The 12,724-nt window shown below is 38.2% G+C and carries 14 protein-coding genes; 2 read left to right on the top strand and 12 right to left on the bottom strand.

The window, feature by feature from the left end; translation table 11 throughout:
- Positions 1-6: 6 nt before the first annotated feature.
- From ACFQZ9_RS19945 to ACFQZ9_RS19930, 4 genes are all read right to left on the bottom strand, one after another.
- A complete protein-coding gene (locus tag ACFQZ9_RS19945) occupies positions 7-1,524 on the bottom strand; it encodes a spore germination protein (protein WP_498945046.1) in 1,518 nt (505 codons plus the stop codon).
- Positions 1,525-1,617: 93 nt separating this feature from the next.
- Entirely contained in the window at positions 1,618-2,598 is a 981-nt protein-coding gene (locus ACFQZ9_RS19940; protein WP_498945045.1) for a DUF418 domain-containing protein, read from the bottom strand.
- A gap of 58 nt (positions 2,599-2,656) precedes the next feature.
- The gene (locus ACFQZ9_RS19935) at positions 2,657-3,499 is read right to left on the bottom strand and encodes a DegV family protein (RefSeq protein WP_498945044.1); all 843 of its coding nucleotides are present in this window, start codon (positions 3,497-3,499) and stop codon (positions 2,657-2,659) included.
- 136 nt (positions 3,500-3,635) lie between these two features.
- Complete coding sequence (locus ACFQZ9_RS19930; RefSeq protein WP_198308927.1) at positions 3,636-3,887, bottom strand: DUF2535 family protein; 252 nt, start codon at positions 3,885-3,887, stop codon at positions 3,636-3,638.
- A 296-nt stretch (positions 3,888-4,183) separates the two neighbouring features.
- Between ACFQZ9_RS19930 and ACFQZ9_RS19925 the strand changes: the two genes are divergently transcribed.
- On the top strand, positions 4,184-5,659 hold the full coding sequence (locus tag ACFQZ9_RS19925; protein ID WP_498945043.1) for a PAS domain-containing sensor histidine kinase: 1,476 nt from the start codon (positions 4,184-4,186) through the stop codon (positions 5,657-5,659).
- A gap of 34 nt (positions 5,660-5,693) precedes the next feature.
- On the opposite strand, the gene tatC is transcribed toward ACFQZ9_RS19925, so the two are convergent.
- The gene (gene tatC / locus ACFQZ9_RS19920; RefSeq protein ID WP_498945042.1) at positions 5,694-6,431 is read right to left on the bottom strand and encodes a twin-arginine translocase subunit TatC; all 738 of its coding nucleotides are present in this window, start codon (positions 6,429-6,431) and stop codon (positions 5,694-5,696) included.
- Positions 6,432-6,534: 103 nt separating this feature from the next.
- Complete coding sequence (locus tag ACFQZ9_RS19915; RefSeq protein WP_026576628.1) at positions 6,535-6,729, bottom strand: twin-arginine translocase TatA/TatE family subunit; 195 nt, start codon at positions 6,727-6,729, stop codon at positions 6,535-6,537.
- A 303-nt stretch (positions 6,730-7,032) separates the two neighbouring features.
- On the opposite strand from ACFQZ9_RS19915, the gene ACFQZ9_RS19910 reads away from it, so the two are divergent.
- A complete protein-coding gene (locus tag ACFQZ9_RS19910; protein ID WP_198308931.1) occupies positions 7,033-7,275 on the top strand; it encodes a hypothetical protein in 243 nt (80 codons plus the stop codon).
- A gap of 47 nt (positions 7,276-7,322) precedes the next feature.
- On the opposite strand, the gene ACFQZ9_RS19905 is transcribed toward ACFQZ9_RS19910, so the two are convergent.
- The 6 genes from ACFQZ9_RS19905 to ACFQZ9_RS19880 form a co-directional block, all read right to left on the bottom strand.
- The gene (locus ACFQZ9_RS19905) at positions 7,323-7,811 is read right to left on the bottom strand and encodes a dihydrofolate reductase (protein WP_498945041.1); all 489 of its coding nucleotides are present in this window, start codon (positions 7,809-7,811) and stop codon (positions 7,323-7,325) included.
- Positions 7,808-8,602, bottom strand: coding sequence for a thymidylate synthase (locus tag ACFQZ9_RS19900; RefSeq protein ID WP_498945040.1), 795 nt, complete (start codon positions 8,600-8,602; stop codon positions 7,808-7,810). The genes ACFQZ9_RS19905 and ACFQZ9_RS19900 overlap by 4 nt, the downstream gene beginning before the upstream one ends.
- Positions 8,603-8,728: 126 nt before the next feature.
- On the bottom strand, positions 8,729-9,307 hold the full coding sequence (locus ACFQZ9_RS19895) for a TerD family protein (RefSeq protein WP_198308934.1): 579 nt from the start codon (positions 9,305-9,307) through the stop codon (positions 8,729-8,731).
- A gap of 34 nt (positions 9,308-9,341) precedes the next feature.
- Positions 9,342-9,953: a TerD family protein gene (locus tag ACFQZ9_RS19890; protein WP_198308935.1), complete on the bottom strand. Its 612-nt coding sequence runs from the start codon at positions 9,951-9,953 to the stop codon at positions 9,342-9,344.
- A 23-nt stretch (positions 9,954-9,976) separates the two neighbouring features.
- A complete protein-coding gene (locus tag ACFQZ9_RS19885) occupies positions 9,977-11,083 on the bottom strand; it encodes a toxic anion resistance protein (protein ID WP_498945039.1) in 1,107 nt (368 codons plus the stop codon).
- A gap of 3 nt (positions 11,084-11,086) precedes the next feature.
- Entirely contained in the window at positions 11,087-12,724 is a 1,638-nt protein-coding gene (locus ACFQZ9_RS19880) for a YceG family protein (RefSeq protein ID WP_498945038.1), read from the bottom strand.

Here is a 12,724-nt window from a genome sequence, read left to right as displayed (position 1 = left end):
TCGCCCCTATTCATCTACATCCTTTTTACGCTTTGCTTTTTTTGGTGGAAATCGATAAGGATTCTCAGGATGGTTTGTTACGGGCCTGTATGGAAGATATTTAGGAGGAATTCTGAAGACGCTATATCCTAAATCTCTCCATCTAAAGGGATAAATTGGTGCAAGATAGGGTCTTCCTAACGTATCCAATTTTATGAGGTGAATGAGGAAAAAACAAAACGAAACCATTATGCCAATTCCCCCCCATAACCCCGCCATAATGATTATCGGAAAGCGAATGATTCGAATAGCTGTACCCATTAGGTAACTTGGAGTCGTAAAAGAACCAAGAGCACTTAGGGCAATAATAATAATAAGAATATTACTTGTAAAACCCGCATCAACCGCGGCTTGTCCAATTACAATACCGCCTACAATACCCATGGTTTGACCGACCTTGGTCGGCAGCCGTGCACCAGCCTCCCTTAATAGTTCAATAATGAACTCAAGAAGAAGAGCTTCAAAAACAGGCGGAAATGGAACTTGTGAACGTGATTGCCCCAGTGAAACAAGTAGAGGTGACGGAATTACCTCATAATGATAGGTCAAAACCGAAACATATGCCGGTGTAAGCAAAACGGATAAAAAAGTTGCCAGTAAACGTAGCATACGAAGAAAAAAGCCCATATTCCAACGCATATAAACATCTTCTGTTGATTCAAAAAACGTAAAGAAGGGTGTAGGACCATAGAGTGCATCCGGACTTCGGTCCATAAGAACCGCTACCTTGCCACTCAGTAAAGCAATCGTAATACGGTCCGGCAATTCCGTTGTAATTAACTGCGGAAATACAGTCCAGCTGTTACTTTCTAACAATTGCCCAAGAACAGTGCTATCAGCTACATGATCAATATTCAGATCATTGATCCGTTGCCTAAATGTGTTGACATTTTCGTCATCGGCAACACCTTTTATATAAACAAGCTTTGCCTGCTTTTTTGATCTCGTGCCAATCGTGAGGTCCTCCATGCACAAATTTGGATCCTTTAGATTATTCCGTAAAATATTGATATTTCCAAGAAGTGATTCTGTAAAAGCAATTTTTGGACCGTAAACTAGTGATTCCGTTTCCGCTTTTTCCAGTGATCGTTCAACTGTTTTCGATGCAACTGCTAACAGACCATATGGTTCACCATCGATATAAATATAAATCTGCCCTTCAATTAATGCCTGAATGACATCTTTCAGTTTATTAGCAGCAGAAAGCTGAGCAATCGGCAAAATTTGTGCCAGAGATTCAGGAGTCCATTTGGATTGAGTACTTTTAATAATTGGATCAAGAATATCCTGATCTAATCCATTTTTATCAATTAAGCTGCTTAAGTAGCAAAATAGAATCTTTTTTCCTTCTTTTGTAAGTGTTCTAAAGGTTAAATCCGAGCAAGCATTTAGCTCCTGCTTTAATTCTTCCTTCAGTTCCTCCACACTTAAGCAATGTGTTTTCGTTTCTTCTGAAGTTTTTTTCCCCGTCATCCATTTGAACATTGGCAACACCTTTGAACTTCAATTTTTTTTAGCATTACCAAATAAGCTATATTTAACCAAAAAGAACAGGATGGTGACCAGCACCATCCTGTTTTATGGTTTTTCTTTGTATATTGCCAACCGCCAAATCCATTCAAGCGGCCCGTATTGATAATAATGCAGCCAAACTGCGCTAAATAATAACTGTATGGAATAGATAACTAAGCATATATATAAGGTATTCAAATAGGTTATATGCCCGAATAGGTCGAAGGCATTTCCAACGATTAAAATGAAGACGGTTTGGGAGACATAGTTGGTGAGCGACATCCGTCCATAGCTTTTTAATGGAGATAATATATTTCGAAACAGTTGAGATTGCAAAAGTAGAATCAGTATCCCAACATAAAAGGTAGAAACAATGGGACCAATCATAATGCCGATGGTTAAAAACCAATTCGAATGGAACGGATTAAATGGAGCCGAGGGCATATGTTGATATTGAAAAAATAGACCAAGAACGGTCACGAGAAACGCTGACACTGTAAGAATAGTAATTTGTTTTTTTTTTTGAGTAATCTCTTCAAACACTCGATATTGACCAGCTGCAAGACCTAATAAGATTAGGGGCACTGTCATAAATATTTTCGTAGCCAAGATGGCGAATAGAATGAGTAACAAAATCCCAATTGCCAAGTTAATCTCTTTTCTTACTTTATAAAAAGGCAATAGAATCAGACCACAGCTTGCATAAACGGTTAGAGCTTCTCCCGGCTGAAAAATAAAGTGAACAAACCCGAAGATAAAAAGAATAATGATTCTCCGTAAAAATAAAACCGTAGCATTTTTCCCTTTTATCACTGCTCTAGTGAGAAAAATATACATGCCGACACCAAACAAAAAGGAAAAAATCGGGTAAAAACGCCCTTCGACAAACAGAAATAAAAACTTTTGATAGGAGTCATCATTGGAGTCTGGGAGCGGCTTTTGTGCTGATAGTATCGCAAGAATATTAACTAAGATGATTCCTAAAAGCGCAAAACCTCTTAAGTAATCAAGTGTATCTATACGTTCGTTTCGTTCAACTTTGTTCATGATTAACTTCCTCTATAAAAATTGGATGGTGTTTTGGCACCATCCAATCTTACAATCCTTATTCATAGTAATACATTAAGGCAATCGCACCAGGTCCTGCATGTGTGATTACCGTCGGCCCTGTATAGTCAATTTCCACGTCCTGAACACCAGTCAATTCGAAAATGCTCTCTTTTATTTTTACCGCAAGCTCATTGGCCCCTGCATGGGCAATCCCTACGCCTCGAACGGTTTTCCCCTTGATATCCTCAGTAAATTGTTTCGTAAAAAACTTTACCACCTGGGAGTAACTCCTTGCCTTTGTAACCGGCGTATACTCTGCACCTTCAAGCGAGGCTATTGGTTTAATATTTAACAAAGAACCAATAAATGCTCTGCCTTTGCCAATTCGGCCGCCTTTTACAAGGTTCTCTAATGTATCCACCATTATATATAATTTAGTATGGTTTCGGACTGTTTCAAGACGTTCAAGGATCTCTTCCATACTTTTTTCCTGCTTGGCCATTTCAGCCGCTTCCCTTACTTGAAAGGATAAAGCCTTTGAAATAAATTTGGAATCAAAAACGGTCACTTTTGTCTTTGTCATTTGGGCAGCGCTTTCCGCAGAGCGAACGGTTCCACTCATTTTTCCCGTCATATGGATGGAAAGAACCTCATATCCTTCTTCCCCTAAGCGGTCATATACTTCAAGAAAAGCGCCCGTGGAGGGTTGTGAGCTTTTCGGCAATTCATCTGTTTGACTCATATTTTTTATAAAATCAACCGGAGCCAATTCCACCCGGTCTAGGTAGGTTTCTCCATTTATGGTAATCGACAAAGGCACAACCTCAACACCAAGTTGATCAATCACATCTTGAGGCAAGTCCATTGTTGAATCGGTTACAATTTTAATTTTACTCATTTAGTCACTTCCCCACTCTTACTGCTTTGTATTATACAGGTTACACCTTTTGATGGAAACACAATCTCTCATTTTATTTTAATAAAGTAGTTTTTTCAAAAAATAAAGAGCATCGGTCAGCCGATGCTCGAAGATATTAAGCGTTGTTTTTTAATTCATCTACTTTAAATAGTTTTTCATAGTCTGGCCATTTCATGACCTTTTTCAAATACTCTTTAAAGGAGTAACATCTTTTGGGACTTTGCTCTTTGTAGATGGACGTGATAAACGTCTGTAAACGGACTTGGATCATAAATTTAAAAGGGCTATCTTCCTCCAATACAGGAATTTCCATGACTTTAACCTTCTGTCCAACAATCGTTTTGAACTCTAGGCTTTTTAGTAACAAAAATATCAATCCTTTTTACCCGTTTGATACTATTATACACCTTCCCTAACTCGAAATGTGTCTAATTGTGCTTGTATCGGAAAAATATTTGTGAAGTTTTTTCTTAAACATTATTCTTTCCACATGCATAGTAAGAAGATAGATTACTTACAAATGTGTTCATGTAAAATCTTAGTTATTTCCTTTACATTTCCAATTAATATGCCAAAAGTAGGGAAATTCTCTTGAAAAATAATTTAATAAAATTTAATATTATTATAATAGTAGATAAATCGAAAGGAACTGGGTTGATACAAATGGACAGTTCTGCAATTTTAATCGAAAAAAGAATTATATTAGAAAAACATTTAAAAGATGGACTAAATAGTTATCAATCTTTATTGGCCTGCAACTCAGATGCCCTTTTTGCCATTGATTTAGCTGGATATTATGTATTTCTTAATCCAGCCTGTGAGCAAATTACAGGGTATAGCCAAGAAGAAATTTCGAAAAAGAAATTCTTTGAGGTTCTCGCACTTGAAGATGTGGCAAAGGTTTCATCTTACTTTTACCAAGCTTTAGAAGGTAGCTTTCAAAATTATGATTGCAAACTGATTCAAAAGAATGGTCAGCTTGTGGATTTAAATGTCACTAATTTACCAATTACTGTAAATGACGAAATCATTGGTGTTTATGGTGTGGCTAAGGATATTACGGAAATTAAACGAAAGAGACAGCGCTTAAAGGACAGTGAGGAGCTTTATCGAATTTTAACGGAAAACTCAATGGATATTATTGTAAAAACAGATATTGCAGGTAATTTCATTTATGTATCACCTGTTTGCGAACAAATTCTCGGCTACACACCTGCCGAACTGGTTAGCCAATCAAGTTTAGAATATATCCATAGAGACGATGTTGATCGCTATCTCCTCAATTATCAGAAAGCCATTCATATTCAGCCTAAATCATTGGATACATACCGGATGCGGAAAAAAGACGGCAGTTTTATTTATATGGAAATTCTCAGTAACTCCTACCGTAATAGTGATAAAGAAGTGCGAGTGATTTCCGTATTACGAGATATTTCTGAACGAATCAATGCGGATTTAGACAAAAAACGAACTGAGGAACTGTTATTAAATTCAGAAAAGCTTTCCGTTGCCGGACAGCTAGCTGCGGGAATTGCCCATGAGGTTCGAAATCCATTAACCGCTATTAAAGGATTCCTGCAATTATTGAATATAAATCAAGGCCAGAAGGATTATATAGATATTATTCATTCTGAAATCGATCGAATTGAAATGATTTTAACCGAATTATTGGTCATTGCAAAACCACAAGCTATGAAAACAGCTAAAACAAATATTCGGGAATTAATCGAAGGTGTGAAAACCCTTATTGACACACAAGCCATTATGACAAATGTTCAAATTGATACAGTCTATCCTTCTCCACTTCCGGAGATCAATTGTGATGAGAATCAATTGAAACAGGTGTTTATTAATTTCCTTAAAAATTCGATTGAAGCAATGCCTGCAGGTGGAAAGGTAACGATTCAAATAGAATGCAAGCATCAAAAGGAGATGATCATCCGCTGCATTGATACGGGTAGTGGAATTCCTTCTGAACATTTGAAAAGAATTGGCGAGCCTTTTTTTACGACGAAAGAAAAAGGTACGGGTTTGGGACTATTGGTTAGCAAGAAAATAATTGAAAATCACCATGGTAGAATTCATATTGATAGTGATAAAAATGGAACGTCTGTCGCAGTAATCCTTCCAATAACATAATAAACGACCTTAAGTAAGCCTTAAGGTCGTTTTATTATACTTCCACTAATTCTTCGTCCTGCTGTTTTTTCAATTTTTTCCGATAAACGAATTTCGATAAATTTATACTGATTTCATATAGGAGCAAGAGTGGCAGTGTCACTACAAAGTCGGACATAAAATCAGGCGGTGTGATAACTACTGCAATGATGATCAGAATAAAATAGGCATATTTGCGAATTTTTGATAGAACAAAAGGATTAATAATCCCCAGTGACGTTAAGAACATTACGACAACCGGAAGTTCAAATAATACACCAAACGGTAGGGTCATATTCATGATAAAACTGAAATAACGGTCTGCAGTGAAATTGGTGACAAACATGTCTCCTCCAATTCCAATCAAGAATTTAAAGACCATTGGGAAAATAACAAAATAGCCAAAGCAAAGACCAATAATAAATAAGAAGAACAATGCAGGTACATAAGAAAGGGTTACTCGTCTTTCCAACGGTCTTAATCCTGGTTTGACAAACATCCAAATTTGCAAAGCTAAAACTGGAATCGTTCCTGCAACGGCTACAACCCCTGCAAGCATAAAATAAATCCTAATAATATCACTTGGACCGAGAACCATCAATTTCATATCAAGACCACGGACAAACCATTTATAAATATCATCAACATAAATAAAAGCAGCAATAAATAAAACAAGAAATGCAAGTACGGTTATGATAATCCTTTTGCGTAATTCCTCTAAATGATCGACTAACTGTAATTCTTTATCATCCATTAACTTCCCCTGCCAATTTCAAAGGTTGAAAAATAAATATGTTTTGTCAATTTCCACTAATATACAATAAGTAGAAAAGGTGCAAGACACGGTATCTTACACCTTATTTAGTCAATTTTTTCTTATCCTCATCGATATCTGGCATGACATCATCGGTAAGTTCACGTGTTGATTTTTTAAACTCCTTTAACGTCTGACCGAAGGCACGACCGATTTCTGGTAATTTTTTAGGGCCAAAAATAATTAATGCAAGCACTAAAATCAAAATTAATCCAGGTACTCCAATATTAGATAACATGGAATAACCTCCTCTTTTTCAGTTGTTCATTACTCCTACAATTATAGTGTTAAAAAATCAATTTGAAATCAATAATGCTGATAGTTCATAATAAATTCACATTTGCACCTAAAAACTATTCGTCATTACTATATAAATCTAATAATCACTATAGTCAATTTAACAATAACCATTCTGTAAGTCAATGTACAATACAACTTATTTAATTTTTAAAATATTTTGACAATCATTCGTTACCACGATTATAATTGGAGTTAAAGCCACATATTGTTTGCAAATTTTAAATGGATTGGATGTGAACCGATGGAATTTTCTCTTTGCAGTTTTGATAGTGCCCTACCGGTTGAGGTAACTATTGATGATGACAACGGAAGATATACCATTCGCAAAAGTGACCGGAGCGGAGAATATTTTAATAGCCCAAAAGAGCTAATTCAATGGGTGAAAACGAATTTTCACGAGGAGGAATTCTGTCACCCACATGAATTCAGAGGCATGCTTGCCAAAATAGCAGAGTATGAGGTAACGGGAACATATACATTATAAGAGACATTTAAAGCACCAGCATTTTTCAACTGGTGCTTTTTTGGTGGTTAATTTTTTCGATCATAGACCTTAAATTCATAATCGAATGGATTTTTTTCGTCTTTTATTCCTTTTTCAGAGGTTTGCAGCTTCCATTCTGAATGATTGAATTCCGGAAAGTAAGTATCTCCCTCAAATTCAGAATGTATCTCGGTAACGTACAAACGATCCGCATATTGGAAGGTCTCTTTAAAAATCTCTGCCCCGCCGATGACGAAAATTTCATCTTCTTGTTTGCGGCAGTAGCCCACAAAATCCTCTACAGAGTAAAACATAGTGCAGCCCTCAGCCTGGTAATTCTTCTGACGGGTAATCACGATATTTTGTCTTCCCGGAAGGACTCGCCCGATAGATTCATGTGTTTTTCGCCCCATTACAATTGGATGGCCCATTGTGACTCTTTTAAAGTATTTTAAATCTTCCGGTAAATGCCAAGGTAATTGATTGTCCTTGCCGATCACTCTATGATCATCCATCGCTACGAGAAAAGAAATCATACACTTACCACTCCTTTAATGTGTGGATGCGGATCATAGCCTTCTAATGAAAAGTCCTCAAATTCGAACCCAAAGATATCTTTCACTGCAGGATTCATCTTTAATTGCGGCAGTGGGCGAGGGTCTCTTCCCAGTTGCATCTTCACCTGGTCTAAATGATTTTGGTAAATATGAACGTCACCAAAGGTATGGATAAACTCACCCGGTTTTAGATCGCAGACCTGGGCAATCATGTATGTTAAAAGAGCATATGATGCAATATTAAATGGGACCCCAAGAAAAACATCGGCTGAACGCTGATAGAGCTGGCAGGATAGTTTCCCGTCGGCAACATAAAACTGAAACATACAGTGGCATGGCGGCAGCGCCATGTTATCGATTTCAGCTACGTTCCATGCATTAATGAGGAGTCTTCTTGAATTTGGATTGGTTTTGATTTGGTCGATCAACTCGCTGATTTGGTCGACAGTTTTTCCATTTGCACCAGTCCAGGAACGCCATTGATGTCCGTAAACCGGACCCAATTCACCGTTTTCATCGGCCCACTCGTTCCAGATACGCACGCCATGGTCCTGAAGATACTTTACGTTCGTATCCCCTTTTAAAAACCAAAGCAATTCATAGATGATAGATTTTAGATGAAGTTTTTTTGTTGTTAAGAGCGGGAAACCCTCTTCAAGATTAAATCTCATTTGGTAGCCAAAGGTACTGATGGTTCCTGTACCTGTGCGGTCTCCTTTAACGGTACCATTATTTAAAACATGCTCACATAGCTGTAAATATTGCCTCAATTTTTTACACTCTCCTGTCCAAACATCATTATAATATTTTAACAATGACTTGATCATTTTGAAAGGTTTATGCAAAAACGTTTTTTTATTTTTTCAAAAAAAAGAAGCCGTCCAAATGGACGACTTCTATACTTCCAACCCAAAGTTCCGGCAAAGAGAAGCTAAACCGCCGGCGAATCCACTACCAACCGCGTTAAATTTCCAATCCCCGTTATGGCGATACAATTCACACACAACGATAGCGGTTTCAACGGAAAAATCCTCGCCTAGGTCAAAACGTAAAATTTCACGGCCGCTTTCTTCATCGACCACCCGGACAAACGCATTAGAAACCTGACCGAAGTTTTGGTTTCTTGCCTCTGCATCATGGATGGTAACGGTAATCGCAATCCGGTGAATACTTGGAGGAACCTTGCTAAAATCAATCTTAATTTGTTCATCGTCCCCGTCACCTTCTCCGGTACGGTTATCTCCGGTATGTTCGACACCACCTGATGGATGAACTAAATTGTTGTAAAAAATAAAATCGGAATCATTTATAACCCGGCTGTTTGCATCTGTTAAAAATGCACAAGCATCGAGGTCAAAGTCATTTCCGCCATGATAGCGGTTTGTATCCCAGCCAAGTCCGATAATCGCCTTGGTTAAGCCTGGATTGGTTTTTGTAAGATCAACTCTTTGTCCTTTTGCTAGATTAATCCCCATACTGATCACCTCATCGCTAACATTTTAATCTTTTTTAACTAAAAGAACGAACCACTTCGCCAAGGCTGCCGGCATTTGTCCCGTTACCAACCGCAGCGAACTTCCACTCTGTTCCGTGGCGATAGATTTCCCCAGTTACGAGGCATGTTTTACCGCTGTAGTTGTCTGTTAAGCTATAGTGCAGCAATTCTGTATGATTGCTGGAGTTGACAATCCGGATAAACGCATTTTGAATCATTCCGAAATGCTGTTTTCTTTTTACCGCATCATAAATATTAACAACAAAGACTAATTTATGGATATTCGACGGTACTCTGCTTAAATCAATCATAATTTGCTCGTCGTCGCCATCGCCAGCACCGGTTAAGTTGTCTCCAGAGTGCTGAACACTGCCGTCTCTACTTTTTAAATTTCCAAAATATACAACATCATTATTGTTTTGCAGCTTATCATTTTCGCCAAGCATGATGACAGATGCATCGCAGTCAACATTTGCCGAATTGCCTCCGCCTCCGAACAAGGAGCCTAGTATACCGCCTCCGCCCGTTTTAACTGGGTCCCAGCCTAAACCTACCATGATTTTTGTTAATCCTGGATTTGATTTTGTTAAATCGATTCTTTGACCTTTTTGTAAATTAATCGCCATATTAGATCACCTCATTAAAATATTTAACTTTGTATTTTTATCTTTTTAAAATTATCCTGTAATTGTTCTAAGCGTCTGGTTCCTTCTTCACGCAGACGTTTGTTTTCCTCTTCGATCGATTTCGTTTCCTGCATTCCTTTGATGATAATATTCCAGGACTCTTCGACGGTTTCAATTTTAATGCTCGGTCCGCCGGCAAGTCTTGCAATATCAACACTTTGCTGGGAAATGTTCTGGGCATTTTTCAAGAGCATTTCATTTGTACGGCGGTCAAGCTCGCTCATTGAGTCCGCCACAAGCTTCTGCCTTTTTGCGGCGACCGCTTGAATTAAACCATTTTTAAAAATCGGAATCGTAGTCACAAAAGCTGAATTGATTTTTCCAATCAGCTTTGTGTTGCCCCTTTGAAGCAGACGGATTTGTGGTGCTGTCTGTAAGGAGACCATTTTCGCCATTTCTAAATCATAAATGCGTTGTTCTAATAGCTCGATTGAATTCCGCAATGAATCTAATTGCATCGAGGCCAGTTGGTCACCTGATGCTGCACGGGCTTCAAGTTGTGGCAATTGATTATTTTTTAACTCCTCAGCCTTCAGCTCGCCAGCGACAATATATTTTTCAAGCGTTAAATAATATTGATAGTTTTGCTCATACATTTGCTCGAGCATGGTTGTTGAATCAACCATCTCTTTTTGATATTTGGAAATTTCAACATATACCTTATCGATTTCCTGCCCCATTGTCTGATATTTTCCAAAAAGCTTTTCCACCATCTTTTCGCCTTTTTTAAAAAGCTTGCCGAAAAAACCTTTCGAGGTCTTTTGGAAATCCTTAGCATCAAATTTATCCATGATTCGACCTAGCTGTTTCAGAAGCTCGCCTGAATCTTCCACTTTTGTCGTCCGCATATTGCCTAAAATTTGATCAGAGAAACGGGAAATTTGCACTGCCGGCTCTTTTCCAAACTCCAAGATTTGAATCTGGTCGCGTTCGTCAATCGTGCGGGCCAAGTTTTGAATTTCCGGTTCCTTCCGAAGTGCAAGCTTTATATCGGATACCTTTGTTTCTGATAGTTGATCATCCTTGGCTGTGGTTATTAAGTTTCCAGAAGGATTTAGTGATTGGTCCACTTTCTAATCTCCCCTTAAATTTTTTAATATCCCTTGAAAAAGTACTCTTTTTAAAATCGACGGTTCTTTATATTCCAGTTCAAAAACAACCTCTTCAAGCCAGTGGGTATCATAAAGACTTTCATCGAGAAAATTTTCGATATCGTTATGTCCCGGTGGATTGTAAATTATAATATCAATCCCGAAATGGTTAAGAAGCAGTAAGAGGGCCGCATCTGACCTCGAAAGCATCCCGGTTAATTCATTCATATAAAGAATAATTTTCGGCACATGCTGGGAATAGTCAAATCGTTCCAGCAGCTGAATCAGGCTTTTCGGCATATGCATCGCCTGGCTGAACAAATAGATTTTTACTTCTTCCTCACTTTCAGAATGCAGCGCCTTTAAATCCGGCTTTTCACAAATTCTTCTTACGGCATGGGCAATTCCTTTTTGTAAGCCGGAGGCAAGAAATGAATAAGGCCAGTAGTGTGCTTCCATCATTTTTTCGACATTCAATAATCCGTCCTTATCCAAAGCATTTCGATAATGAAAACGGAAATCACTCGTGCCGGGCATTGTAAATGGGAGCTTTCGGATGAGCAGGCTGTACTCTGATTCTGAAAGCGCATGCAGACGTTCCCAGTACTCTTTTTTGTTTTTGCTAACACCCTTTATCTTGGCAAAAATTGTCGGAATTTTAACTTGTCCATTTGCTACTTCAAAATCCGGCCGAATCATCGCAATTTCCTTCCCTATGAGATATAGTTCATCATAGGTTGTTCGAAGTGTCAGCGATGACGGAGTGTAATCCCGTAACTGCCATGGTTTATAAAGGCCAGATCCCTCTTGGTTGAGAATCGATTCAATTTCCCGTGAAGCCCGGTAGGCCACCGTCGTTTTCCTACTTCTTTTTTCGGTTGGAAATGGTTCAGCAGGCCGTTTATTTTGAAAGTTGTGAGTGAATACCTCTTCTTCTATAAGGCCGGATAAAACATCTTTCCCCTCCGGATGAAAAATGACTAAATCACATCCGAGCTTTATCAAATAATATAGGAAATATTGATGGCTTTTTTTGAAATCTCCGTACCATATAAACTTTGGCATTTCCCTTTGAGGATTAGATTTTCCTAATGGCGGCTGCAGGTGATTGATGGACCATTTTACCACATCGACAAGGACACGCCTTAATTCATGATTTCGTAACCCTCCGTCCTCAAGCTGGGAAAAGAGCTCAAGTGTAGCAATCATCGCTTCTCTAATTTTTCGATGAATCGCTGGAATCGCTGATTTTAATAACAGCTGCTCCCCATCAAGAAAGGCGGTAAATCGATTGATGGACAGCTTTTGTTCCTGGTAGAGATTTAATACTTTTTGAATCGATTGAAAATGTGCATTATTGATTGCTTTGTTCAGTGTGTCTTCACTCAATAAATGTAATTGCAGTTCTTCGGTATTCACATAGTCAAAAAGCTGATTATAGTATTCATCCGCGTCTAAAGGTATACCAAGAAAAGTTCCAAGGACCTGCCCGATGTTAATAGCTCCATTTTCTAATGAAAATTCAGGGCGCTCATTCACCGGCTTCTTTAAAAGATCAAGCCAATTTTCATATGAAAGGGATACCTGTTTGACGTTTAGTTGGTTATATGCTGGATTCAT

This window comes from Neobacillus sp. GCM10027624 (assembly GCF_042675345.1).
GTDB classification, from domain to species: domain Bacteria; phylum Bacillota; class Bacilli; order Bacillales; family Cytobacillaceae; genus Neobacillus; species Neobacillus cucumis_D.
Note: the sequence above shows the minus strand (reverse complement) of the source record. Positions and strands in the feature narration are given on the sequence as shown.

Coding starts and splice junctions, on each gene's coding strand:
- ACFQZ9_RS19925 (WP_498945043.1), top strand. CDS start 4,184: ATGGACAGTTCTGCAATTTTAATCGAAAAAAGAATTATATTAGAAAAA.
- ACFQZ9_RS19945 (WP_498945046.1), bottom strand. CDS start 1,524: ATGTTCAAATGGATGACGGGGAAAAAAACTTCAGAAGAAACGAAAACA.
- ACFQZ9_RS19915 (WP_026576628.1), bottom strand. CDS start 6,729: ATGTTATCTAATATTGGAGTACCTGGATTAATTTTGATTTTAGTGCTT.
- ACFQZ9_RS19890 (WP_198308935.1), bottom strand. CDS start 9,953: ATGGCGATTAATTTACAAAAAGGTCAAAGAATCGATTTAACAAAATCA.
- ACFQZ9_RS19910 (WP_198308931.1), top strand. CDS start 7,033: ATGGAATTTTCTCTTTGCAGTTTTGATAGTGCCCTACCGGTTGAGGTA.
- ACFQZ9_RS19940 (WP_498945045.1), bottom strand. CDS start 2,598: ATGAACAAAGTTGAACGAAACGAACGTATAGATACACTTGATTACTTA.
- ACFQZ9_RS19895 (WP_198308934.1), bottom strand. CDS start 9,307: ATGGGGATTAATCTAGCAAAAGGACAAAGAGTTGATCTTACAAAAACC.
- ACFQZ9_RS19935 (WP_498945044.1), bottom strand. CDS start 3,499: ATGAGTAAAATTAAAATTGTAACCGATTCAACAATGGACTTGCCTCAA.
- ACFQZ9_RS19880 (WP_498945038.1), bottom strand. CDS start 12,724: ATGAATCCAGCATATAACCAACTAAACGTCAAACAGGTATCCCTTTCA.
- ACFQZ9_RS19905 (WP_498945041.1), bottom strand. CDS start 7,811: ATGATTTCTTTTCTCGTAGCGATGGATGATCATAGAGTGATCGGCAAG.
- tatC (WP_498945042.1), bottom strand. CDS start 6,431: ATGGATGATAAAGAATTACAGTTAGTCGATCATTTAGAGGAATTACGC.